This window comes from Actinomadura roseirufa, assembly GCF_900659635.1.
Lineage (GTDB): Bacteria > Actinomycetota > Actinomycetes > Streptosporangiales > Streptosporangiaceae > Spirillospora > Spirillospora roseirufa.
On record NZ_CAACVB010000010.1, the window covers coordinates 1 to 23,928 of the forward strand.

Genomic DNA, 23,928 nt, shown 5'->3' on the forward strand with positions numbered 1-23,928 from the left:
CGGAGTCGGCGCGCTGCGGGCTCGCCGACGCGTCCCTGGCCGCCGCGGCGCGCGCGTGCTTCCGCGCGGCGCTGGACGCGCTGCCCCGGCTCGGCGCGTCCGCGCTCGTCCCGCTCGTGGAGGAGTACGCCGGCCGCTACGTCGAGCGCGGCCTCAGCCCGGCCGACGACATCGCACCGTTGACACCGTCCGAGGAGGACCCATGGCCCCGATGAGCTCACCGGACACGGTCGACCGCCACGACGAGGACGCGCTGAAGGAGGTGATCGCGGAGCAGCTCGGCGCGTCCCGTGAGCGCAGCCTCGGGCTCACCACCGAGGTGCTCGCGGAGGCCGACCTCGTGGCCCAGGTCTCGCCGCTGATGTCGCCGCTGGTGTGGGACCTCGCCCACATCGGCAACTACGAGGAGCTGTGGCTGCTGCGGGGCGCGGCGGGCGCCGACCCGATGCGCCCGGAGATCGACACGCTGTACGACGCGTTCGAGCATCCGCGCGCCACCCGGCCGTCGCTGCCGCTGCTTCCGCCGGGGGAGGCGCGCTCGTACATCGCCACCGTCCGCGCCAAGGTGCTCGACTCGCTCGCGTCCGTCCGGTTCGACACGGCGGACCCGCTCACCTCGGGCGGGTTCGTCTACGGGATGGTCGTCCAGCACGAGCACATGCACGACGAGACGATGCTGGCCACGCACCAGCTCCGCAAGGGCGCGCCCGCGCTCCTCGACCCGCCGGGGCTGCCGCTGGAGAAGCCGGGCGGCGCCGCCGGCGCGGGCGAGATCCTCATCCAGGCGGGACCGTTCCACATGGGCACCTCGGACGACCCGTGGGCCTACGACAACGAACGCCCCGTCCACCTCGTCGACGTCCCCGCGTACTACATCGACGCGGAGCCGGTCACCAACGCCGGCTACCTCGCGTTCATGGAGGCCGGCGGGTACGACGACCCGCGCTGGTGGGACCCGGCCGGCTGGGAGTGGCGCACCAAGAGCGGCAAGAGCGCTCCCGCGTTCTGGACGCGGGAGGGCGGCCGCTGGCTGCGGCGCCGGTTTGGGCGGACCGAGCCCGTCCCGCCCGGCGAGTCCGTCCAGCACGTGTGCTGGTACGAGGCGGACGCCTACGCGCGGTGGGCCGGGAAGCGGCTGCCGACCGAGGCGGAGTGGGAGAAGGCCGCGCGCTGGGACCCGGTGACGGAGCACTCCCGGCGGTACCCCTGGGGTGACGTCTACGAAGAGGGCCGCGCCAACCTGGGACAGCAGACGCTCCACCCTTCGGAGGCTGGGTCCTATGCGTCGGGCGCGTCGGCGTACGGAGTGAGGCGCATGCTCGGGGACGTGTGGGAGTGGACGTCGTCCGACTTCCACGGCTACCCCGGGTTCCGTTCCTTCCCCTACAAGGAGTACTCCGAGGTCTTCTTCGGCCCCGAGTACAAGGTGCTGCGCGGAGGGTCGTGGGCGACGCACCCGCTCGCCATACGTGGCTCGTTCCGGAACTGGGACTACCCGATCCGGAGGCAGATCTTCTCCGGGTTCCGCTGCGCACGCTCCGCCGGGAACGAGGGGGAGGGCCGCTGAGATGTGCCGACACCTCGGCTACCTCGGTCCCGAGCGGACGCTGCGTTCGCTCGTCTACGACGGGGACCACTCTTTGGAGCACCAGTCGTACGCGCCGCGCATGACGCAGGGGAACCTGCTCAACGCCGACGGGTACGGCATCGGCTGGTACCAGGGCGGCGAGGCCGTCCGGTTCCGGCGCGCCCAGCCCATCTGGACCGACCAGTCGTTCCGGGAGATCGCCGGGGCCGTCCGCACGTCGCGGGCGGTCGCGGCGGTCCGGTCGGCGACCTCGGGGTTCCCCGTCGACGAGTCGTGCGCCCAGCCGCTGCGCGCCGGGACCTGGCTGTTCAGCCACAACGGCAAGATCGAGGACTACGCCGGGGTGGAGGGCAAGCTGCGCGAGCTGGCCGGCGACCTCGCCGCGGTGCCGGACGCCCGCGCGCCGCTCGACTCGGCCCCGCTGTTCGCGCTCGCGGTGCACCACTGGCGGGAGGGCCGCCCGCTCGGCGAGGGCCTGGCCGCCGTGGTCGCCGAGGTGACCGGGCTCACCGCCGGCCGCTACAACCTGCTCGCCTGCGACGGGACGACGCTGGCCGCCACCACCTGGGGCGACTCGCTGTTCGTCCGCGCGGACGGGGAGGAGATCCGGATCGCCTCCGAGCCGCTGGACGACGGCCCCGGCTGGCAAGCCGTGCCCGACCGGTCGCTCGTCACGGCCGGGCTCGCGTCCGGCGTCCGCATCGACCCGCTCTGAGAAAGTTCCGCGCCGGGCCGCGCCGAGACGGCCGGCCCGGCCAGACCCGCTCCCGAAGGAGAACCCCGTGGACCGGTTCCTGACCGCCGACGACCTCGCCAAGACGCTCCGCCGGGACGTCCGGGAGGGGCTCACCGGCACGCCCAAGACGCTTCCGCCCAAATGGTTCTACGACGAGCGGGGCAGCGCGCTCTTCGAGGAGATCACCCGGCTGGAGGAGTACTACCCGACCCGCCGGGAACGGGAGATCCTCCGCGTCCGGGCGCCCGAGATAGCGGCGATCACCGGCGCCCGGACGCTGCTGGAACTCGGCGCGGGCTCCGGCGAGAAGACCCGGCTGCTGCTGGCGGCGCTGAACGGCACCCTGCGCGCCTATGTGCCGGTCGACGTGAGCGGCGACTTCCTGGAGGGCGCCGCGGCGGGCATCGCCGCCGACCACCCGGGCCTGGAGGTGCGGACCGTCGTCGCCGACTACGAGCAGCACCTGCACCTGCTGCCCGGCGGCGAGCGGCGGCTGGTCGCCTTCCTCGGCGGCACGCTCGGCAACATGCCGCCCGCCGCGCGCGTCGGGTTCCTGGGCGGGCTGCGCGCGACGATGGCCGAGGGCGACCACCTGCTGATGGGCGCCGACCTCGTCAAGGACACCGGACGGCTCGTGCGCGCCTACGACGACGCCGCCGGCGTCACCGCCGAGTTCAACCGCAACGTCCTGCACGTGATCAACCGGGAGCTGGACGCCGACTTCGACGTCACCGCGTTCGAGCACGTCGCGGCCTGGAACGAGGCCGAGGAGTGGATCGAGATGCGGCTGCGCTCCACCCGCGACCAGAAGGTGCGAATCGGCGGCCTGGACCTCACGGTCTTCTTCGCCGAGGGGGAGGAGACGCGCACCGAGATCTCCTCCAAGTTCCGTCGCGAGCGGATGGAGGCCGAGCTCGGCGCCGCCGGCCTGGAGCTCGCCGAGTTCTGGACGGACGAGGCGGGCGACTTCTCCCTCACCCTCGCCCGCCCGGCCGTCTGACGGGACGGAGTCCCCGGGTCCCGGCCCGTCCCGGAAGGGGCGGGACCGGGACCCCGGTGGGACCGTCGTGCGGGTGGGATCAGCCCGTCTTGCGGACGGGGTGCGCGAGGCCCAGCCGCCGGAGGTCGTCGGCCAGGCGGGTCGCCAGGTAGCGGTGGCCCGCCGGGTTCGGGTGCGTCCCGTCCTTGCGGATGAGCTGGGGGGCGTTGCCCGTGCCGCTCATGCGGTTGCCGGTGATCCAGCGCTCGCCGATCGGGTCGATGAACGGCGTCCCGAGCTGTGCCGCGAGGCCGCGCAGCGCGTCCCGGACGGCGAGCGCGTTCTGCGGCGGCGAGTCGCTGCCCCACAGCGGCCCGATGAGCACGACGCGCGTGCCGGGCCAGCGCGTGCGGGCGCGTTCCAGCACCACACGGGCCGCGGCGGCGACCTGCGCCGCCGGGAGGCGCCAGTCGTTGTGCCCGCCGGACACGATCAGCAGGTCGGGCGCGGGCCGCCAGCCGAGCTGGGTCTCGAACAGCTCGAGGTAGTCCTCACGGTGCCCGCGGCCCTTGCTGAAGCCGGTTCCGGCGCGGCCCCCGACGATGACCTGCCAGTTCAGCAGCCGCGCGGTCGCGTGGGCGTACGTCGTCTCTGGCACCGCGCCCTTCTCCCCGACGGTGTAGCTGTCGCCGAGGAACGCCACCACGGGCGGGACGGCGCGCGGCGCGGGCGCCCGCTCGGGCCCCGCGGCGGCCGCCTCCCGGTGGACCGGGCCCGAGGCGCACCCGGCCAGCGTCGGGGACGCCGCGAGGGTCAGGCACAGCAGGGAGATCGCCGCGCCGCGGCGGGCGCGGCGAGATGTCATGGAGGACCACCAAATGTTCCGGGAGTTCACCGGCATCTTACTGATCCCGTTCCCGCGCACGCGCACGTCCGCCCTGACGCGCCGGGGTTTCTCGAATCGGCGGCCCCGCAAAAGTGGTCTTCCCTACACCCCTCGTTAACCCGGCGCTCACGCTCCGGCTTGAGATGGGAAACCCGGCGCCGAGAAGGTTCCGCGGTGACACGACGTGCTCGCCTCCGCGAACTCGACCTCCTGCGTTTCCTGGCGGCCCTGGCGGTGGTGCTCTACCACTTCACGGGATTCGGCAACTCCGGTCCCTGGCCCGAGCCCGCCCGCCGGCTCTTCCCGGAGATCGGCGACATCACCCGCTACGGCTACCTCGGCGTCGACCTGTTCTTCGTGATCAGCGGGTTCGTCATCCTCATGAGCGCGTGGGGCCGCGGGCCGGGCGAGTTCGGGATCTCCCGGCTGGTGCGGCTGATGCCCGCGTACTGGGCGAGCGTCCTGCTCGGCGTCGCGGTGTACGCGGTGTTCCGGGAGGGCCACGGGGTACCGGGGCTGGTCATCCCCAACATGACCATGCTGCAGGGCGGGCTCGGCGTCGAGAACGTCGACGCGGTCTACTGGACGCTCTGGATCGAGACGCACTTCTACGTGCTGGTCGCCGTCCTCGCCGGGATCGGGATCACCTACCGCTCCTGCCTCGTCTTCATGGCGGCGTGGACGTTCGCCGGCGTCTTCGCCGACGAGGCGGGCAACAAGCTCCTCCAGGTCATGCTGGTGCCCACCTGGAGTCCCTACTTCATCGCGGGCATGGCCCTCTACATGATCCACCGGTTCGGGCCGACGCTCCTGCTCTGGGGGTACGTGGCCGTGTCGTGGCTGCTGGCGCTGCACTGGAGCGGCTGGCGCGCCGGCAGCGCCTTCAAGGGCTCGGACGAGCTCGTGGTCGGCGTCATCGTCACCGGGATCTTCGCCCTCATGATCCTCGTGGCGACCGGGCGGCTGAGCCGCATCAGATGGAACGGTCTCACGATCTTCGGGGCCCTCACCTACCCGCTCTACCTCGTCCACTCCCAGCTCGCCCTGCCCCTCGTGGACGCGGTCTACCCCGAGCTCGACCGGTGGGCGGCGCTCGCGGTGGCGATCGCGGCGTCGATGGTCCTCGCCTACGCCGTGCACCGGCTGGTCGAGCGGCCCGGCGCGGCCTGGCTGAAGGCCAAGCTGCTCGCGTCCCTGAAGCCGATGCGCTCCGCGGTGGCCGGGACGGGCACCGGATCCGGCGCGGCGCCCGTGGTGTCCACCCCGCGGGAGACCGTGCCGGCCCAGCAGCCGGCCCAGCACCAGCCCGGCGCGGAGCTCGTGCGCCACTGACCCGCTCCTCACCTCCGCCCGCGCATCCGCCCGCACCGGCCGTCCGGTGCGGGCCGTGTGCCCGCTGACATGCGGGCACACGCTGACAAAAGAATCGCGGTGACGCTTTCGCGGTGATCGGCGCTGGACTGTTTACCGGGGGGACACGCCCCGTCCCCACAGGAGCGAGCGCACACCGACGGAGTGATGATGCGGTTGTTCAGCCGGACTGTGACGGAGTTGGCGCCGCCCGTGGCGCCGGAGATCGACCCGTGCATGGACGACGAGCCAGCGCGGCGGCTGCGCGAGTCCATGCGCCGCCACGACTGGATCGCGGTCCAGTCCTTCTTCGCATGGGCGACCGACCCCGACGACCGGGCCTTCTACACCGACGTCTGCGCCGCCGCGCCCGGCGTCCAGCACTGGATCGCCGAGTGGTGCCGCGCCGAACCCCAGTCGACGCTGCCACTGGTGATCAGGAGCGCGCACGCGCTGCTGCTGGGCGAGAACCTGGACGTGGCCGAGCGCAGCCTCACCAACGTGGTCTCACGGGACCCCGACGACACCACCGCCTGGGCCCTCCTGGTCGACTCCGCCTCCGACCGCGGGGCCCCGCCCAAAGAGGTGCGGTGGCGCTTCGAGCAGGTCGTCCGGACCCACCCCTGGCATCTGCCGGCCCACCAGCGCATGCTCGCCTACCTGGCGCGGCACGAGGGGCCGGAGGCCATGTTCGACTTCGTCCGCGCGGCGGTCGCCACGTCCCCGGAGGGCGGCCCGCTCGGGATGCTCGTCGCCAGCGCCCACATCGAGCGGTGGATGGCGCTGCCCCGCGCCAAGCGCCGCCCCTACATGACGCAGGCGTCCGTCCGGGACGACCTCCTGAACGCCGCAGACCGCTCCATCCGGCACCCCGGCTACCGGCGCCGCCCCGGCTGGCCGCTGATCCACAACACGTTCGCGTTCGCGCTGGTGATGGCCGGCGAGTTCCACGCCGCGATGGAGCAGTTCGAGATCATCGACCGCCGGGTGACCAGGCGGCCGTGGAACGCCTACAGCTCCGACCCGGTGGGCGCTTTCACCGAGCTGCGGGGCTGGGCGGGAGAGTGGACGGGCGCGTGAGGCGCGGGCGGCCCCGGTGCGGGTGTGACACTTTCCCGAGGGGGCGCGCTGAATGAGTGAAGGCGCGCGACGATGTGAGCGGGCATCGGCCGCCGCCTGCCTCCGGTGGGCCCGTCACCCCCGGCCGGGTCCACCGGAGGCTCTTCCTCAGGACGCCCCGTCCGGCGGCCGCAGCTCGTCGGCGTAGCTCACCGACAGCCGCCGCATCAGCCCCGACTCGTCGATGGAGTACTGCCCGAGCCGCCACAGCGGCGGCGAGTAGGCGTGGATCGACACGCTCGCGTCCGCCGCGCCGACCAGCCGGTGGATGTGGTCGGGCCCGAAGCAGAACGAGCGGCCCTCCCCGACGACCGTCCGCACGTGGGCCCCGCCGATGCGCGGGTTGTTCTCCTCCAGCGCGCCCGCGACGACGCGGACCGCCCCCGAGGAGACGTCGTGGTCGTGCCACCCGGTGTCGTTGCGCGGCGTCCAGCACAGCAGCCAGACGTCCAGGTACTCGTCCCGGTGGAGCGAGGCGTAGTGGCGCCGCCCGTCCGGGAACGCGACGTGCTGCCTCCACAGGCCGGGCCGCCCGGCCAGCGCGTCGACCAGTTCCCGCAGCTCGCGTTTGTCGAGCGTGCGGGCCGGAAGCCCCTCGAAGCCGGGCGTGCGGGACAGTACCTCAGACGACACGGGCGCGTTCCTCTCCGAGCAGCAGACGGTGCGGGTTGGCCACGCGGAAGGCGTGCCGGGCGGCCTCGCCCAGGCCGGCGTCCACGGGACGGGCGTACGGGCGGTCCGAGCCGTGCACGATCACGTCGACGCCGAGGGCGCGCACCGCCGCGTCGACGGCGCGCGGCCCGTACGACGACGTCTCGACGAACGCGTCCGGGTCCACCTCGCCGCGCCCGCCGCCCCGCGCCGCGGCGCGCTCGCCGTGCAGCGGCGCGAGGCCCGCCAGCATGGCGAAGCACACCCGCAGCCGCGGATGCCGCGCCCGCCCGAACGCCCGGAACGCGAACCACGCGGCGTGCATGTCCTGCACGTACGGCACGAGCGCCGCCCACCAGCCCGGGACCGCGAGCCGCGAACCGGAGGCCGCGGACCCGCCCCCGGGCACCGGGCCGGGGTGGACGAAGAGGGGGAGGTCACGGGCCTCCAGGACGTCGAGCAGCGGAGCGGAACGTTCCATCTCGCGCGGGCCCGCGAGCGCTGCGGCGGGGAGCTGGAGCCCCGCGAAGCCCCGGTCGAGGGCGCGTTCGAGCGCGGGCGGGTCGATCTCCGACAGGCAGGCGGCGGCCCAGCCGCCGAACGAGGCCGGCAGGGCGGCGGTGCCCTCGTGATGGGCGTCCAGAAGTGGACGGGCCTCGCGGGGCGGCAACGCCTCGACGCCGAGCGGGCACGACAGCGAGATCAGCGCCCTGCCGAGGCCGTCGGCGCGGACGCGGGCATCGCGCGGGGCCACGTCGTGGTCGGCGGGATCGACGTCATAGGGAGGCTCTCCCGCGAGATGGAGTTTCCATCCGTCCAGGTAAGGGGGCACACGCCGGCGGCGCAGAGCCTCGACCAGCGGCGGGCTCCACAGGTGCTGGTGCACGTCGACCGGCGTCCGGTCACGCACGGTCACGGCTCCTCCTCTTCCGGACACACGACCGGCTCGCTATGGTCAACCGTTTCAGTTAACCGTTTCAGTGAACCGGTTCAGTAGCGCGGCCGTCAAGTCGCGTGCCCAGGTCCGCCCGCAGGGCCCTCTAGGGTTGAGGGGTGCCAGACAGGCGCAAGCGCGCGACCATACGCGAGGTGGCGCAGGCGACGGGATTGTCGCCTGCGGCCGTGTCGTACGCGTTGCGCGGCATCCAGACCTCGGAGGAGACGCAGGAGCGCGTCCGCGCCGCGGCCGACGAACTGGGCTACGAGGCCCACCCGATCGCCCGCGCCCTGGCCAGCGGGCGCACCGACCAGGTGGGGCTGCTGTGCGGCTCGCTCGAGGACTACTGGCAGCAGTCCCTCGCCGTGGGCATCGGCCGTGCCCTGCTCGCCCGCGACCGGTACGCGCTGATCGTCGACGCGGGCGGCGACCCCGAGCGCGAGCTCGCGCTCGCCCGCCGGCTGCGCGACCAGCGGGTGGACGGCCTGATCGTGCAGCCGCTCGACCCGTCCGCCGCGCTGTGGTCCGAGCTCGCCGACACGTTCCCGGTGGTGTCCATCGGAGACGCGCTGCACGGCGGGCGGGCGCAGGGCGAGGTCGTCTTCGACAACCGGCGCGGCGTCACGCTCGCCCTGGAGCACCTGCGCGACCTCGGCCACCAGCGCGTCACCGTGTTCACCCCGACCGGGGCGAGCACCCCGGACCGGCCCGCCGACGTGCACGTCAACGCCGAGGCCGAGCGGCTCGGCCTGCACGTGGACGTGGTCGTGACGCCGCAGTCGCTCGCCGCGTCCACCGACGTCGCGCTGGGGGTGCTCGGCCGCGCCGACCGCCCGTCCGCCGTGTTCTGCTTCGCCGACTCCATCGCCTACGGCGTCTACGCCGCCACCCGCGAGCTCGGCCTCGACGTCCCCGGCGACGTCGCGGTGTGCGGCTACGACGACCACCCGATGTCGGCCCTGCTCACCCCGCCGCTCACCAGCGTCGACTGGGACATCGAGGGCATCGTGCACGCGGCCGTCCGCCTGGTCGTGGACGTCATAGACGGCAAACCCCGCCGCCGCCGAGTGGTACGCGAACCCTCCCTACGAGTGAGAGCCTCCACCGGCACAGGCCAGTAGCACCGCTCACGCCCAAGCTGTGGCGCTCCACCACTTCGCAGGTAACACCCGGACACGGACCTCAGCAGTCACGCGAGCGCGCGCCCTGACCGGCGGGGGCGACGCCGAAGGCGAGCCCCCGCCGGGAAGATCGCGAAGCGATTCGCGCTCGCACCAAGAACGGTCACGAAGCGAGCGCTAGCGAGCGCAGTGGGCCGGGTTTGCAGTAAACACCGCCAGACGCGGCAGGAGGTCGGCGGCGGCGGCGATGTCGGTGTCCAGGGGGCGGTCCTCGACGCGCGGGTCCAGGACGGCGGTGGCGAGGTCGCAGGCCGCGCGGAGCGGACCGCCCGACGGCGTGCGGCCCTGCATGCGCAGGGCCCGGACGGCGGCGACCAGCTCGCAGCCGAGGCCGAGCCGGTAGGCGGCGACCGCGTCGGTGGTGGCGCGGGCCGACTGGGTGGAGAACCCGGCGTGCTCTTCCACGCCGCGCGACAGCACCGCGCTGCCGAGCGCCGCCGGGGTGGCGAGGCGGCGCACGTCGGCGAGGCAGGAGTGCGCCACGTACTCCAGGATCATGATCCCGGAGGACGCCTCGGTGGCGCCCTGGAAGGGGTACAGCCCGGTGAACGACGGCTCGGCCAGGGTCCCGAGCCGCGCGGCGGCGAGCGCCATCGTCTGGAACAGCGCGGCCCGCGCCGCGTCCAGGGAGAGCCCGACGTAGGCGGTGTGGAAGTTGCCGTTGTGCCACACGGTCCGCCCGGCGACGTCCACCAGCGGGTTCTCTGAGGCCGCGTTGACCTCGCGGGTCACGACCTCCTCGGCGTAGGCGGCGCTCTCCAGCGCAGGCCCGTGCACTTGGGGGAAGGCGCGGTAGCCGTAGGGGTCCTGGATACGCGCGGGCGTCGGCTTCTCGAACGCCAGCAGCGTCCGCATCGCGGCGGCGGCCTCCTGTTGCCCGGGGTGCGGGCACGCCTCGTGGACGGCCGACGCGTACGGCTCCTCCGAGGCCCGCACGGCGAAGTGGGACAGCGCCGCCACCACGATCGACGCCCGCAGCAGCATCCGCAGGTCGGCCAGCGCGAGCGCGGCCTCGCCGAGCGTGGCGGCGTTGGAGCTGATGAAGGCCAGCGCGTCCGCGGACCGGAGGGTGTATCCGGGGCCGCGCTCGGCGGCCCCGTCCGGCCCGGCCAGCCACGCCCGCTCACCGAGCAGGCACAGGGCCGTCGAGGCCAGCGCGGTCAGGTCGCCGGTGCCGATCGCCCCGTACACCGGGACCGGCGGCAGCAGGCCCAGGTTCAGGACGTCCGCGAGCGCGGCCAGCGCGCCCGGCTCCACGCCGGAGCCGCCCGCCGCGAGCTGGTTCAGCCGGACGGTCAGCATCGCCCGGACGATCTCGGACGCCACCAGCGGTCCCGCGCCCGCCGCGTGGCTGCGCAGCAGCCGCAGCCCGTGCGCGTCGGCGTCCTCCCACTCGACGTCCACCACGCGGTTGGCGCCGACGCCGGTCGTCCGGCCGTAGACGGGTTGGATCTCGGTCACCGCGCGGACCGTCCGCCAGGCGGCAGTGGCACGTTCCACACCCTCCGGCGCTATGGCGACCGTCACGTCCTCACGGGCGGTCCGGGCTATCTGCGCGCATGTGAGCGCGGTCCCGTCGATAACGATTCGGCTGTTCTCCACGGGGCCACGTTACTTTCCCGGTATTTCCGATAGATATCCTCAACATGCGATGTTCCGGACACGCCGGGACACGGAGTCGACGGTACCCATTGGCTACGGTTGGGTAGAAGGCCGAAATCGATCACCTGGCGTTCCGGCGCCCAACGAGGACGTGAACCGTTTGATCACCTTTGAGGGCGTGACCAAGCGCTACCCCGACGGCACCGTCGCGCTCGACGACGTGAGCCTGGAGTGTCCCACCGGGAAGATCACGGTGTTCGTCGGCACCTCCGGAGGCGGCAAGACGACCGCGCTGCGCACCATCAACCGCATGGTGGAGCCCACCGGCGGGCGCGTGCTCATCGACGGGCGGGACGTCCGCGACAGCAGGCCCGCCGAGCTGCGCCGCGGCATCGGCTACGTGATCCAGCACGCCGGGCTGTTCCCGCACCGCACCATCGAGGACAACATCGCGACCGTCCCCTACCTGCTGCGGTGGAACAAGAAGAAGGCGCGCGAGACCGCCCGCGAGCTGATGGAGCGGGTCGGCCTGGACCCCGGCATGGCCGGGCGCTACCCGTTCCAGCTCTCGGGCGGGCAGCAGCAGCGCGTCGGCGTCGCCCGCGCCCTGGCCGCCGATCCGCCCGTCATGCTGATGGACGAGCCGTTCAGCGCCGTCGACCCCGTCGTCCGCGGCGAGCTCCAGGCCGAGTTCCTGCGCCTGCAGGCCGAGCTGCACAAGACGATCGTGTTCGTCACCCACGACATCGACGAGGCCATCAAGCTCGGCGACCGCATCGCCGTGTTCCGCACCGGCGGGAAGCTGGTGCAGGTCGCCTCCCCGCAGGAGCTCCTGTCCAGGCCCGCGGACGACTTCGTCGCGGGCTTCATCGGGCACGACCGCGGCATCCGGCGGCTGTCGTTCATCCCGGCCGCCGAGGCCCCGCTGACCGAACGGGACGTGCTGACCGCCGCGACCCCGGTGGCCACCGCCCGCGCCGCCGGGGACTGGGTGCTGGTCGTCGGCGAGGACCGCCGCCCCCTCGGCTGGGCGGCGACCGGCGCGCTGCCCGCGGACGGCGTCCTCGGCGAGGCGAGGCTGGCCCCCATCGGCCACACCTTCACCGTCGGGACCGACTCGGTCCGCGCCGCGCTGGACGCCGCGATCCTGTCCCCGTCCGGGCGCGCCGTGGGCGTGGACGGCGACGGCCGGCTCGTCGGCGTGGCCGACCAGCACGACCTCAGCGCCGCCATCACCGCCGCCGTCAACGCCGCCCCCGAGCCGGCGGACACCGAACCGGCGGACACCGAGCCCGCCGCCGTCGCGGAGCCCGCGGACGGCCTCGCCCCGGTGGACCCCGTACCCGTGGACGGGCCCGAGCCCGGGGAACCCGCGCCCGCCGAACCCGCGTCCAAGGACGGTGTCCCGGACTGATGGAGATCGACTGGGGCTGGATCGGCGAGCACACCGACTCGCTCACCGAGCACGCCCTGACCCACCTGCGCCTGGCCCTGTTCCCGGTGGTGTTCGGGCTGCTCATCTCGCTGCCGCTCGGCGTGCTGTGCCGCCGCTGGCGATGGTTCTACCCACCGGTGCTGACCGCCGCGAACGTGCTGTACGCGATCCCGTCGCTCGCGCTGTACATGATCTTCATCCAGTACACCGGGCTGAACGAGTCCACGGTGATGATCCCGCTGACGCTCTACAGCCTGTCGGTGCTGGTGCCGAACGTGGTGGACGGGCTCGCCTCGGTGTCCGAGCCGGTCCGCCAGGCGGCGACCGCGGTGGGGTTCGGGACGCTGCGCCGGCTCGTCCAGGTCGAGATGCCGATCGCCGTCCCGGTGGTGATCGCGGGCGTGCGGGTCGCGGCGGTGTCGTCCATCAGCCTCGTCGCGATCGGCCAGCTCATCGGGCAGGGCGGGCTCGGCGAGGACATCTTTCGCGGCTACCAGCTGAACTTCCCGACGCAGATCCTCGCGGCGTCCGTCCTGATCGTCCTGCTGGCGCTCGTCACCGACGCGCTCCTGGTGGCCGTGCAGTGGCTCCTCACCCCCTGGGCGCGGGCGCGGGGGAGGGCCTCGTGAAGGCCCGCGCCGAGGGGCGCGCGGCGTCGTCCCCCCACCAGGAGGCAGCGTGAACAAGCTGTGGAACCAGGTCGACCTGTCCTGGCAGTGGCTGACGGCCTCCGGCCAGTGGCATGGCGAGGAGAGCATTCCGCACCGGCTGTTCCAGCACCTCCTCTACAGCGGGGCGGCGCTGCTGTTCGCGGCGCTGATCGGGCTCGCGCTCGGCCTGCTGGTCGGCCACACCGGACGGGGCGGGTTCCTCGCGGTCAGCGTCGCCAACATCGCGCGCGCGGTGCCCACGATCGGGCTCGTGCTGCTCATCGTGACCGTGAAGTACAGCATCACCCCGCAGGTCATCGCGCTGGTCGCGCTGGCGGTGCCGCCGATCCTCGTCAACACCTTCGAGGGCGTGCGGGGGGTGGACCCCGAGACCAGGGACGCGGCGCGCGGCATGGGCATGTCCGAATGGGGCGTACTGTGGCACGCCGAGCTGCCGATGGCCCTGCCCCTGATCCTGCTCGGGCTGCGCACGTCCGCGATCCAGGTGGTCGCGACCGCCACGATCGTCGCCTATCCGGGCTTCGGCGGGCTCGGCCGCTACATCGTGGACGGCCTGGCCCGCAACGACTACCAGCTCGTCGTCGGCGGCACGGTGCTGGTGGTGCTGCTCGCGGTCGCCGTCCAGCTGCTGTTCGCGGCGCTGCGGCGCTTCGCCGTCTCGCCGGGCCTGCGCGGCTCGGCCCGGTCGTCCTGACCGCCTGAGAAGAGAAGGAAAACCATGAAGAACATGTTCCGTGGCGCTGCGGTCGCCGTGGTGGCGGCGCTCGCGCTGTCCGCCTGCGGCGGCGGGGACGACAAGGGCGACGACAAGAACCCGCTCGCGGGCGGTGGCGGTGGCAAGGGCACCATCACCGTGGGCGGGGCGAACTTCCCCGAGAGCGGCCTGATCGGCGAGCTGTACGCGCAGGCGCTGGAGGCCAAGGGCCTCAAGGTCAGCCGCAAGTTCAACATCGGCGCCCGCGAGGTCTACTACGACCAGGTCGTCAAGGGCGGCATCAGCGTGATGCCCGAGTACAACGGCGCGCTGCTGACCACGTCCGTCGACAAGGCCAGCACCGCGGCGACCACCGAGGAGGTGAACGCGGCCCTGAAGGCCAAGCTGCCCGGGACCGTGGAGATCCTCAGCTCCTCCCAGGCGGAGGACAAGGACTCGGTCACCGTCAACCCGCAGACGGCCGCCAAGCACCACCTGAAGACCATCGCCGACCTCAAGCCGGTCGCCGGGCAGCTGGTCATCGCGGGGCCCTCGGAGTTCAAGACCCGCCAGCAGGGTCTCGTCGGCCTGAAGACGAAGTACGGCCTGCAGTTCAAGAAGTTCCAGCCGTTCGACGCGGGCGCGCAGTCGACCCTGGTGAAGCTGCTGACCAAGGACGAGATCCAGGCGGCCGACCTGTTCACCACCGACCCGGCGATCGCGCAGAACAAGCTGGTCGTCCTGGAGGACCCCCAGCACGTCTTCAGCGCCCAGAACGTCACGCCGCTGGTGAACAAGGCCGCGGTGAACGACCAGGCGAAGGCGGCCCTCAACGCCGTCTCGGCCAAGCTCACCACCCAGGACCTCCTGGACATGATGAAGCGCGTCGCGATCGACAAGGAGGACCAGGAGAAGGTCGCCAAGGAGTGGCTGCAGAAGTCCGGCCTCGCCTGACGGTGTCCTGACCCACTTCGGAATCGGCGTTCGCGGCGCCCGTCCCCTCGGGGGGACGGGCGCCGCCGTCGTTCTCCGGGCCGCGCTTCACCACACGGCGCTGGTGACGAAGTGGGTGTCGTAACGGTCCTGCTCGCCGAGCAGGCTGTCGCGGTCGGCGTCCCCCCGCCGGATCCGGGCGACCTGCCGCAGGTACTCGAACCGCTCGACCCCCGGCGTGATCATGATCAGGGCGTCGGCGGTGCTGCCCGGGTGGGCGCGGAAGGCGTGGTCGCAGCGCGGCGGGACGACCAGGAAGTCGCCGGGGCGGGCCGTGAGGATCTCGGTGTCCACGAGCAGGTCGAGCGCCCCGTCGACGATGAAGAAGACCTCGGACGAATGGTCGTGCCGATGGGGGACGGCGCCGTTCGCGTCGCGCGCGAGCCGGATGCGGTGGGCGCTGAGCGCGCCGTCCGTGGCGCTCGCGTCCGCCAGGAGGATGTGGTCGATCTCCGGCAGGTGCTCGGCGTCGTCGCCGCGGACGACGACCGGTGTGTACGGGGTGGCGGCGAAATCTGACATGGCGTGGCTCGTCCCTTCGGTCGGACGTCATTAGCTTGCTAGCATTCGTGCTCGCTAGGATGCTAGCATCGCGGTCGTGGCTGATGAGGACGTCAAGCAGTTCAACGTGTACCTGCCGCTGGGACTGATCAAGCAGGTCAAGCATCACGCCGTGGAATCGGGCCTGTCCCTGTCGGCACTGGTCGCCGAGGCGCTGCGCGCGTACCTCGACGACGTCGAGGGGCGGCGGGAGAAAACGTCGGAAAAGGATGGATGACATGAGTACTGAGGGCATCGAGGGCGTGCTCCTGGAGACCCACAACTGGGGGAGGGCCGCCGCGTTCTTCCAGGCGCTGGGCTTCGAACTGGAGTTCGACACCGGCCACTCCTCCGGCCAGCTGCGCAACGGGGACGGCCCGCCCGTCTTCATCGCGGAGATCCCCGAGGACCGGGAACCCGGCATCCGGCTCACCCTGAAGGTGCCCGACGCGGACGCGTTCAGTCCCGACCCGTCCCTTGAGGTGGTCACGCCGTTCGAGGAGACCCACTGGGGGACCAGGGAGATGACCGTCCGCGATCCCGACGGCCGGATCTGGAGCATCCAGGCCCCGCTCAAGAGCTGACCGCGGCCCCGGCACCGGCCCGCCCGGAGTGAGAGAGGAACCGATGAGCAGGTGGCGCGGCGACCCCTGGGCGGTCCTGGTGACGCTCAGCCTGGGATTCTTCATGACGCTGCTGGACCTCACGGCCGTCAACGTCGCCATCCCCGACATGATCGGCAAGCTGGACGCGTCGCTGGACGAGGTCCTGTGGGTGATCAACATCTACATCCTCCTCCTCGCCGCGCTGCTGATCACCTTCGGGCGGCTGGGCGACGTGCGCGGCCCGCGCGCCCTGTTCGTCCAGGGGGTGGCGCTGTTCACCGCGGCGTCCCTGCTGTGCGCGCTGTCGCGGGACCCCGCGCAGCTCATCGCCGCCCGCGCCGTCCAGGGGCTGGGCGCGGCGATGCTGACGCCGCAGTCGATGACGCTCATCATCGCCACCTTCCCCGCCGAGCGCCGGGGCGTGGCGCTCGGGGTGTGGGGCGGGGTCGCGGGCGTGGCCACGATCGCCGGGCCCACCCTCGGCGGGCTCCTGGTCAGCGCGGCCGGCTGGCGCTGGATCTTCTTCGTGAACCTGCCGATCGGGGCGATCGTGCTCACGATGGCCGTCACGCTCGTCCCGGACCTCCGCCCCGGCAGGAGCCACAAACTGGACATGCCGGGGGTCGTGCTCGCCACGGCGGCGCTGGTGTGCCTGACCTTCGGGCTCACCGAGGGGCAGCGCTACGGCTGGAACGCCGGGATCTGGGCGCTGCTGGCCGGCGCCGCGGTGCTGCTCGCCGCGTTCCTGGTCCACCAGGGCGCCCACCGGCACGGTGAGCCCCTGGTGCCCTTCGGTCTCTTCCGCGACCGCGACTTCGCGGTGATGAGCCTGGTGTCGGCGGCGGTCCAGGTCGGGATGATCGGCCTGTTCCTGCCGCTGATGCTCTACCTGCAGTCGGTGCTGGAGTTCAGTGCCCTGAAGGCCGGCCTGGTGATGGCGCCGGGAATGGTGGTGTCGGCGGTCCTGTCGCCCTTCGCGGGACGGCTGGCGGACCGGATCGGCGGCAAGTACGTCCTGATGGCCGGCCTCACCCTGTTCGCGTGCGGCCTGACCTGGCTGACACTGGTCGCGGACGTCGGCCGCGGCTGGTGGCCCTTCGAGCCCCCGCTGATCGTGACCGGGCTGGGCATCGGCTGCGTGTTCGGCCCGATGGTCACCGTGGCGATGTACAACGTGGAGCCGAGGATGGCGGGGGCCGCCTCCGGCGTGCTGAACACGATCCGGCAGGTCGGCACGATCATCGGCAGCGCCGCCGTCGGCGCGATCCTGCAGAACCGCCTCGCCGTCTCGCTCCGGGACGAGGCGGCCGAGCGCGCCGCGTCCCTTCCGGCGAACCTCCGCGGCCCGTTCACCGCGAGCTTCGAGGACGCCGCCGGGACCGGCCTCGAAGCGGGCGCGGGGCATGGAGCGGCCGTCCGGGCACCGGCGGGAACCCCGCCTGACATCGTCCACCGCCTCCAGGGGGCGGCGGCGTCCACGTTCGAGCACGGGTTCGTCCACGCGATGCGCCCGGCGCTGGCACTGCCCGTCATCGTGATCGCGCTCGGCGCCGTCGCGTGCGTCCTGGTACGGCGGAGCCCCGCCGACGTCCGTCCCGGCGCGCCGGACACCGTCGACGCCGGTACGACGGCCTGACCGGGCCGTCCTACGCGAACACGCCCGGCCGACCTCGCGCGGTGGCCCGCCCTAAAGCTTGCGGGCCACCGCGCCGTACCCGTTGACGTGGGCGGGCTCGCCGTCATGCCCCTCGTCCGGCCGCCACTGCGTGATGGAGACCAGACCGGGATCGACCAGCTCCAGCCCGTCGAAGTAACCGCCGATCTGCTGGACACTGCGCAGAACGTAGGGAAGCGTCCCGGACTCGGCGTAACGGTCCGTGCTCGCCTTGGCGGCCTCGGACGTGTCGGTGCAGTCCCACGCCACCAGGAAACTCCCCGAAGGAACACCCGCCATGGTCTCTGCGACGATGCTCCTGGCCGTCTCGTAGTCCTGGCAGAAGCCCAGCACGCCCATGAACATCACCGCGATCGGCCGGTTGAAGTTCAGCACGTTGGCGGCGTCGTCCAAAATCTGCCGGGGATGGTGGTAATCGGCGTCGAGGTAGTCGGTGACGCCCTCGGGGGTCGTCCCGCGCAGGAGCGCACGCGCGTGCGCGAGCACCATGGGGTCGTTGTCGACGTAGACGACGCGGGACTCGGGCGCGACGCGCTGCGCGATCTCGTGGGTGTTGGAGTGCGTCGGCAGCCCGGCGCCGATGTCCAGGAAGTTGCGGATCCCCGCCTCGGCGGCCAGATGGGTCACGACGCGGATCAGGAAGGGACGCGACTCCCGGGCGAGCGTGATCACCTCGGGGTTCGTCGAGGCGGTGACGTCCCCGATGACCCTGTCGACCTCGTAATTGTCCTTGCCGCCCAGCCAGTAGTTCCAGGTCCGCGCCGGAGACGGAATGTCGGTCCGGAACCTCTCCTGGGCGTACTGGGGCAGATGGGGCGGCGGATTCACCGATGAGTCGCTGGGGGAGATGTCAGAAGCGGGCATCGAAAGCCTCCGGAGGTCTCGGCCGGTAGAACATCCTACTTTTATGCCGCACCGCGCGTTAGGGACTCGTCCGAAAAACCCCACCCCACCAGCCCGGTACTCGCAGGCCGAAAAAGAATACGATCCACCCGGAATGCGGCATTTTGCGGCGATCTGCGAAGCCGTCCCCCGCCCGTTTGGAACGGGACAGCGGCCCCCGGGGCCCGATCATGTCCGTCCGGCACGCTACTCGGTGCACGCTGCGGCGATCACGCCCTCGGGCGCATCCCGTGCACCTGGAGCCGTGTCCCTGACGGCCCGGGCATGCACGTCCTCACATGAGGCGACTGCCAGAAGAAGGGCTATCCCGAGGCCGACACTTGTCGGGGCTTCTGGCTTTTCATCGCCGATGACATCGCGCGGGGCAACGAAGGCGGACCTTTCACTTCCGCCAAGCCGTTCTACCCGCAAACGGATTCAGTGCCCTGCCCCAAGGCCCCGGAGACATACCAGACCACACCGCAGGCACCGCTCGTCCAAATCTTCTACAGGTCGGCGCCGGTCACCGGGCCGACTACCGCGAGTCGACCATTACCTGCATCAGCCCCGCCGGAGGAGCCCAATCCCGCATCCTCGTGGTGGACAACTGGCAGACATTCGGCCTAACGACCCGCCTAGAACAAGCCACCTGGCACTGACCACCCCGCGTCGTCCTTCTGCCGGTCGGCCATGTCGGACTGGACGGCGCGGACGCGCGCGACGACGCCGGCGTCTTTGAGGTGAGGGGGCCGGCCGGGGCGATCGGCGCCGCTCACCGCACGGTGGCCGAGGGCAAGGCGCTCAGCACCGGCTCGACCGGCACCGCGTCTACCGGCCGTGGAGGTCGAGCCGCGGTCGTGGCTGTAGAGCGGGACTGGGGCAGTAAACCCAATTCATCCCCTGGTGGGCGGGTTGATCACCACGACCGAACCCGCGACCACCAGGGGCTCCGGGTGCTGTTCTACCGCGCTGCCGTTGATTTGTCGCGTTCAACGCTGAACTACGTCGCCGGGCTGATCCGCCGCCGGCGCAAGGCGATCGGGTCGAAGCGGCGGCTGCATGAAAAGGGTTCAGTGGTCCGGGGCGTGGCGTTGTCTGCGGGCGATGCACGTTCTGTTGTTGGGTGTGTACGGTTCGGCGTCGCAATTTCTTGCCCTAACTCCGGGTGTGTGCGCTGACCTGGGCGTTTTCTTCTGTGTGACGGGGTGGTCGTCCCAATTTGCAATGACGAGAGATGAACGCAACCCCCAAACGGGCCATTGTTTGCAATAAGGAATGCACGTAATACTGGCCATCCGTCCGGTGGGGGCACCGGGCATGCCGGGACGACGGGGGAGATGAACGCGTGTGCCGGGAGGAAGGCTCACATATCAGGACCGTATGCGCATCGCCGCAGGCCTGGCCGAAGGACTCACCTACACCGAGATCGCCAGGGGGCTGGGCCGGCCGGTCTCGACCATCAGCCGTGAAGTGGTCCGCAACGGCGGGCCCGGCGACTACCAGACCGATCGGGCGCATGAGGCGACCGTGAGCCGTGCTCGGCGGCACAAACCGGTGCCGGTGCCGCCGACCGCCTCCGACGCGGGAGGCCGGGACCCCAAGGGGGCCCTTGAGCTGGAGCAAAGGTTCACCGCCTTGATCGCCAGAACGGGTCTGCCGGGCATGGCCGCACGGGTGCTCGCCTGCCTCTACACCTGTGACAGCGGCAGTCTCACCGCCGCCGAGCTCGTCCAGCGCCTTCGGGCCAGCCCGGCGTCGGTCTCCAAGGCCGTCGGCCTGCTCAAGCGGCTGGAACTGATCCGATGTGAGCGCGACTCCCAGCGGCGGCGCGACCGCTACATCATCGACGCGGACGCCTGGTACCGATCCTGGATGAGCTGTGCCCGGCGGTTGACCGCACTGGCCGATCTCAACCGTGAAGGCGCGGAGATCCTCGGGGACGCCACACCCGCCGGTGCCCGGATGAGGGACATGGGCGAATTCTTCGGGCATGTGAGCCAGGACATGATCCGGGTGGCCGAGCACTGGTGGCAGGTCTTCTTCACGGGGTGGGGAGCCGAGCACCGAGCCGTCCTCGACAGAGATACGCCGTAGTTCACGGGCCCGGCTCGAAATCCCGGGGCAAGGCGTCCGTCCGTCGGCCGCGGCGCGTCTGTTGCGCGGCGGCCGCTCATGCCCGTAGGAGGAATCAGGTTGAGCGCTCGGGGTCCGTCGCCGTGGTACCGGCGTGTTGACGCGGCGTTGATTCGCGCGTCTGCGCATGGTCGTGAGGTCGTTGCGGGTCCTTGGCCCGATCTGGACGATGACGCCGAGGTGGAGCAGTGGTGCGCCTGGCTTGAAGGGGTTTGGGGGCAGGCGCCCGTCGTTGAGGCCGTGGGTGTGGCCAGTCCGGTGCTGGCGGCTCGGATCGAGGCGCTGTGCCGGGGGGAGCGGCCCCGTCCCGGTCAGGTGCGGAGCATGGTGATGTCGCTGGCCCGCTATCTGGTGCGGATGCGCGGCAGGGCGACACCCTTCGGGACGTTCGCCGGTGTGGCCCCGCTGAGGTTCGGCCTGGGGGCATCGGTGCGGTGGGCCGGTGGTGAGGTCCGGGCCGGGGCGGATGCGGTGTGGCTGGGCGGGATGATCGCCCGGTTCGAGGCGGATCCCGTGCTCCGGCGGCGTCTGCCGGTGGTGGTGAATGATCTGGTGATGGTGCGGGGCGGGCGGCTGGTGGTGCCTTGGCAGCCGTCCGGCGGCGGTCCCGGCCGCAGTACGTCGGCGCAGGTCTCGGTGCGTCTCAACCCGGTGGTACGAGCGGTCTTGCAGGCGGCTCGGACGGCCGTCCGGAGTGGAGATCTGGTCGATGCGCTGGCCGCAGGGTTCCCTGAGGCGCCGGTCGGGGCGCTGGAGGCGCTGGTGGCCGAGCTGGTGGCGCGCGGTGTCCTGATCAGTAGCCTGCGTCCTCCTTCGACGGCCACGGACGGGCTCGCTCATCTTCTGGATCGGCTTGGGGAGGTGGAGGCGGGCGCCCTCGATGGGGTGGCGGCGCTGTTCCGGGAGCTGAGCGCGATCCATGTCCAGTTGACGGCCGCCGACGGGACGGGCGGCTGGGCGGGGCGGGCGGTGGCCGACCGGATGCGGGCGTTGTCGCCGGTGTCGCAGCCGCTGATGGTCGACCTGCGGCTCGGGTGCGCGGTGGTGCTTCCCGAGGAGGTCGCGGCCGAGGCCGAGTCGGCCGCGGGGGCTCTCGTCCGGCTGGCTCCGAGGGGGGCCGGGCAGCCGGCCTGGCGCGACTATCACGCAGCCTTCTTGGACCGGTACGGGCCTGGTGCTGTGGTCGCGGTGTCGCAGCTGGTCGATGCCACGGCCGGACTTGGATTCCCCGCCCACTTCGACGAGCCGCGATCACCTCCTTCATGGCAGACCTCCCGGCGGGACGTGAGCCTGCTGGCTTTGGCCCAGCAGGCGGCCATGGACGGCCGGCGAGAGGTCGTGCTCACTGAGGACTTCCTGGATCGGTTCGATGGCGGTGGGACGGGCGGGGCGCGTCCGCCGGGCCATGCGGAGTTGTGGGCGCAGGTGCGCGCCCCTCGGGTGACCGCGTTGGAGGACGGCGCGTTCGAGCTGGCGGTGCTGGGGTTCAGCCGCAGCGCGGTCGCCATGACCGGGCGGTTCCTGGACCTGCTGCCTGGCGAGGACAGGCGGCGGATGGCCGGGCTCTACGGCCGGTTGCCGACCGGGGTGGATGGCGCGCTGGCGGTGCAGCTGTCCTTTCCGCCCAAGTATCCGGCCATGGAGAACATTGCCCGGGCCCCGCGCCTGCTTGACGATGTCGTCGGCCTCGCCGAGCACGATGCCGGCGGCGGGGAGGGGCGTATTCCCGTCCATGACCTGGCGGTCACCGCCGATGACGATCGGCTCTACGTGGTGTCGACGTCGCGGCGGCGGGTGGTGGAACCGATGGTGGCCCATGCGGCGGCTTTGTCGACGTGGCCCCCCTTGGCGCGTTTTCTGTGGGAGATCCCGCGGATCGACGCCGCCGCCCTGTCATCGTTCGCCTGGGGGACGGCGAGTTGCCTGCCGTTCCTGCCGCGCGTCCGCTACGGCCGCAGCGTGCTGGCCCCGGCCCGCTGGCGCGTTTCCACGGAGATGCTTCCCGGCCCGGACGCACCAGCGCGGGCATGGGCGGCGGCTTGGGACGCCGAGCGCGCGCGCCTGCGTTTGCCCGCCCATGTGAGCGTGGGCAGCGCGGACCGCCAACTGCTGCTGAACATGGACGAGCCGATGGACGCGGCGGTTCTGCGCGCTCATCTGGACCGCGCCGGCAAGGCCGGTGAGGCCGTCACCGTGTCCGAGGCTCCCGCCCCCGCCGAGCGGGGATGGTTCGGCGAACGCGCCCACGAGGTCCTCATTCCCCTCGGGGCCGTCGTACGGCCGGCTCCCGGTCCGGCGGTCGTGACCGTCCCCGGGCCGCTGCCGCTGATCGGCCCCGAGCAGGCCGTCCTGCCCGGCGCGCAGATCCTGTTCGCCAAGCTGTACGCGCAGCCCGACGGGATCGAGGCGATCCTCGCGGACCATCTGCCCGCGCTGCTGGCGAGGTGGGCGACGCCGCCGGTGTGGTGGTTCTCGCGGGGTCCTGATCCGCGGCCGCACCTGCGATTGCACCTGCGTCTGCCCGGGGAGCGGGACTACGGGCGGGCCGTGGCCCACGTTGGAGCGTGGGCGGCCGGCCTGCGGCGGCAGGGGCTGATCGGCGACCTCGGCGTCGACACCTTTCACCCCGAGACCGCCCGCTATGGGACAGGTGCGGTCTTGGCGGCGGCCGAGGCTCTGTTCGCCGCCGACTCCGCGGCCGTCCTCGCCCAGCTGGCCGCCTCGCGCCGCGACCACCCCCGCGCGCTCACCGCGGCGAGCATGGCCGACCTGGCGGCCGCCATGCGGGGCGGCCGGTCCGCGGGGATGCGCTGGCTCATCGACCATCCCCCGGCCGGGAACGCTCCCGCCCGCGACCGCGACGGAGTTCGCCGCGCCGTCGCGCTGGCCGGCCTTGATGGTGAGGGGACGGACGGTGAGGGGACGGCGGTGCGGGCCCTTCCCGGCGGCCCGCGGATCATCGACGCCTGGCGGGCGCGGGAGGGGGCGGCCGCCGCCTACACCGGCCGGCTGGCCTCCGGCCCCACCCACGTCCAGCCCACCGCGGCGCTCGAGTCCCTCCTGCACATGCACCACGTCCGCGCACACGGAATCGACCCGGCGTCCGAGCGGCAGTGCCGCCACTTGGCGCGCGCCATCGCCCTGGCTTGGAGCGCCCGCAACCGCGTCCCCGGCGAAAGGGACCGGTGACCGTTCGTCGCCGGTCCGCGCCGCCCCGGCAGGCGATTCCATTTGCAATCGATGACGGCGAATGAATTCATTGCACGGAAGG

22 protein-coding genes and 1 pseudogene are annotated in these 23,928 nt (G+C 72.2%); 17 read left to right on the top strand and 6 right to left on the bottom strand.

All coding sequences use genetic code 11. From position 1 onward, the window contains the following. From E1291_RS03910 to egtD, 4 genes and pseudogenes are all read left to right on the top strand, one after another. A pseudogene (locus E1291_RS03910) lies at nt 1-215 on the top strand (ergothioneine biosynthesis glutamate--cysteine ligase EgtA); the annotation flags it as partial. Beyond that, on the top strand, nt 212-1,567 hold the full coding sequence (gene egtB / locus E1291_RS03915; protein WP_131736147.1) for an ergothioneine biosynthesis protein EgtB: 1,356 nt from the start codon (nt 212-214) through the stop codon (nt 1,565-1,567). The pseudogene E1291_RS03910 and the gene egtB, both read left to right, overlap by 4 nt. Nucleotide 1,568: 1 nt before the next feature. Continuing rightward, the gene (egtC, locus tag E1291_RS03920) at nt 1,569-2,303 is read left to right on the top strand and encodes an ergothioneine biosynthesis protein EgtC (RefSeq protein WP_131736148.1); all 735 of its coding nucleotides are present in this window, start codon (nt 1,569-1,571) and stop codon (nt 2,301-2,303) included. Between the two features lie 67 nt (nt 2,304-2,370). Continuing rightward, nucleotides 2,371-3,324 (top strand): L-histidine N(alpha)-methyltransferase, encoded by a 954-nt coding sequence (egtD, locus tag E1291_RS03925; RefSeq protein ID WP_131736149.1) that lies wholly within the window; start codon nt 2,371-2,373, stop codon nt 3,322-3,324. 79 nt (nt 3,325-3,403) lie between these two features. Here the strand turns inward: egtD and E1291_RS03930 are convergent, their stop codons facing one another. Continuing rightward, the gene (locus E1291_RS03930; protein WP_131736150.1) at nt 3,404-4,168 is read right to left on the bottom strand and encodes an SGNH/GDSL hydrolase family protein; all 765 of its coding nucleotides are present in this window, start codon (nt 4,166-4,168) and stop codon (nt 3,404-3,406) included. 195 nt (nt 4,169-4,363) lie between these two features. Between E1291_RS03930 and E1291_RS03935 the strand changes: the two genes are divergently transcribed. Then, nucleotides 4,364-5,521 carry an acyltransferase family protein gene (locus tag E1291_RS03935; protein WP_165494949.1) on the top strand — a complete coding sequence of 386 codons (1,158 nt, stop codon included), beginning with the start codon at nt 4,364-4,366 and terminating at the stop codon, nt 5,519-5,521. Nucleotides 5,522-5,776: 255 nt separating this feature from the next. Next, nucleotides 5,777-6,619, top strand: a complete 843-nt coding sequence (locus E1291_RS03940; protein WP_131736152.1) for a hypothetical protein — start codon at nt 5,777-5,779, stop codon at nt 6,617-6,619. Nucleotides 6,620-6,766: 147 nt separating this feature from the next. Here E1291_RS03940 and E1291_RS03945 read toward each other — a convergent pair whose 3' ends face one another. Further along, entirely contained in the window at nt 6,767-7,291 is a 525-nt protein-coding gene (locus E1291_RS03945; protein ID WP_131736153.1) for a cysteine dioxygenase, read from the bottom strand. After that, nucleotides 7,281-8,225, bottom strand: a complete 945-nt coding sequence (locus E1291_RS03950; RefSeq protein WP_242613930.1) for an amidohydrolase family protein — start codon at nt 8,223-8,225, stop codon at nt 7,281-7,283. The genes E1291_RS03945 and E1291_RS03950 overlap by 11 nt, the downstream gene beginning before the upstream one ends. A 137-nt stretch (nt 8,226-8,362) precedes the next feature. Between E1291_RS03950 and E1291_RS03955 the strand changes: the two genes are divergently transcribed. Beyond that, nucleotides 8,363-9,367, top strand: coding sequence for a LacI family DNA-binding transcriptional regulator (locus tag E1291_RS03955; protein ID WP_131736154.1), 1,005 nt, complete (start codon nt 8,363-8,365; stop codon nt 9,365-9,367). 177 nt (nt 9,368-9,544) lie between these two features. On the opposite strand, the gene E1291_RS03960 is transcribed toward E1291_RS03955, so the two are convergent. Further along, nucleotides 9,545-11,029, bottom strand: coding sequence for an aromatic amino acid ammonia-lyase (locus E1291_RS03960; protein ID WP_131736155.1), 1,485 nt, complete (start codon nt 11,027-11,029; stop codon nt 9,545-9,547). 160 nt (nt 11,030-11,189) lie between these two features. On the opposite strand from E1291_RS03960, the gene E1291_RS03965 reads away from it, so the two are divergent. Genes E1291_RS03965 through E1291_RS03980 form a run of 4 tightly spaced genes read left to right on the top strand, consistent with a single transcriptional unit; the run spans nt 11,190 to nt 14,783 of the window. Continuing rightward, on the top strand, nt 11,190-12,443 hold the full coding sequence (locus E1291_RS03965) for an ABC transporter ATP-binding protein (RefSeq protein ID WP_131736203.1): 1,254 nt from the start codon (nt 11,190-11,192) through the stop codon (nt 12,441-12,443). Further along, nucleotides 12,443-13,093 (top strand): ABC transporter permease, encoded by a 651-nt coding sequence (locus tag E1291_RS03970; protein ID WP_131736156.1) that lies wholly within the window; start codon nt 12,443-12,445, stop codon nt 13,091-13,093. Before E1291_RS03965 ends, E1291_RS03970 begins: the two co-directional genes overlap by 1 nt. A gap of 49 nt (nt 13,094-13,142) precedes the next feature. Beyond that, nucleotides 13,143-13,829 carry an ABC transporter permease gene (locus E1291_RS03975; protein WP_131736157.1) on the top strand — a complete coding sequence of 229 codons (687 nt, stop codon included), beginning with the start codon at nt 13,143-13,145 and terminating at the stop codon, nt 13,827-13,829. 24 nt (nt 13,830-13,853) lie between these two features. Continuing rightward, complete coding sequence (locus E1291_RS03980; RefSeq protein WP_207400538.1) at nt 13,854-14,783, top strand: ABC transporter substrate-binding protein; 930 nt, start codon at nt 13,854-13,856, stop codon at nt 14,781-14,783. An 87-nt stretch (nt 14,784-14,870) separates the two neighbouring features. On the opposite strand, the gene E1291_RS03985 is transcribed toward E1291_RS03980, so the two are convergent. Beyond that, nucleotides 14,871-15,344 carry a cupin domain-containing protein gene (locus E1291_RS03985; RefSeq protein ID WP_131736158.1) on the bottom strand — a complete coding sequence of 158 codons (474 nt, stop codon included), beginning with the start codon at nt 15,342-15,344 and terminating at the stop codon, nt 14,871-14,873. Nucleotides 15,345-15,420: 76 nt separating this feature from the next. Between E1291_RS03985 and E1291_RS03990 the strand changes: the two genes are divergently transcribed. Genes E1291_RS03990 through E1291_RS04000 form a run of 3 tightly spaced genes read left to right on the top strand, consistent with a single transcriptional unit; the run spans nt 15,421 to nt 17,603 of the window. Then, nucleotides 15,421-15,600, top strand: a complete 180-nt coding sequence (locus E1291_RS03990; protein ID WP_131736159.1) for a ribbon-helix-helix domain-containing protein — start codon at nt 15,421-15,423, stop codon at nt 15,598-15,600. Nucleotide 15,601: 1 nt separating this feature from the next. Next, nucleotides 15,602-15,946: a VOC family protein gene (locus tag E1291_RS03995; protein ID WP_131736160.1), complete on the top strand. Its 345-nt coding sequence runs from the start codon at nt 15,602-15,604 to the stop codon at nt 15,944-15,946. Between the two features lie 43 nt (nt 15,947-15,989). Next, the gene (locus tag E1291_RS04000) at nt 15,990-17,603 is read left to right on the top strand and encodes a DHA2 family efflux MFS transporter permease subunit (protein ID WP_131736161.1); all 1,614 of its coding nucleotides are present in this window, start codon (nt 15,990-15,992) and stop codon (nt 17,601-17,603) included. A 51-nt stretch (nt 17,604-17,654) separates the two neighbouring features. Here E1291_RS04000 and E1291_RS04005 read toward each other — a convergent pair whose 3' ends face one another. Continuing rightward, nucleotides 17,655-18,506: an SAM-dependent methyltransferase gene (locus E1291_RS04005; protein WP_131736162.1), complete on the bottom strand. Its 852-nt coding sequence runs from the start codon at nt 18,504-18,506 to the stop codon at nt 17,655-17,657. 971 nt (nt 18,507-19,477) lie between these two features. On the opposite strand from E1291_RS04005, the gene E1291_RS45005 reads away from it, so the two are divergent. The 3 genes from E1291_RS45005 (at nt 19,478) to E1291_RS04020 (ending at nt 23,846) form a co-directional block, all read left to right on the top strand. After that, entirely contained in the window at nt 19,478-19,702 is a 225-nt protein-coding gene (locus E1291_RS45005; RefSeq protein ID WP_131736163.1) for a hypothetical protein, read from the top strand. Between the two features lie 169 nt (nt 19,703-19,871). After that, nucleotides 19,872-20,618 carry a GbsR/MarR family transcriptional regulator gene (locus tag E1291_RS45010; protein WP_131736164.1) on the top strand — a complete coding sequence of 249 codons (747 nt, stop codon included), beginning with the start codon at nt 19,872-19,874 and terminating at the stop codon, nt 20,616-20,618. Between the two features lie 78 nt (nt 20,619-20,696). Next, nucleotides 20,697-23,846 (top strand): lantibiotic dehydratase, encoded by a 3,150-nt coding sequence (locus tag E1291_RS04020; RefSeq protein ID WP_131736165.1) that lies wholly within the window; start codon nt 20,697-20,699, stop codon nt 23,844-23,846. Nucleotides 23,847-23,928: the final 82 nt, after the last annotated feature.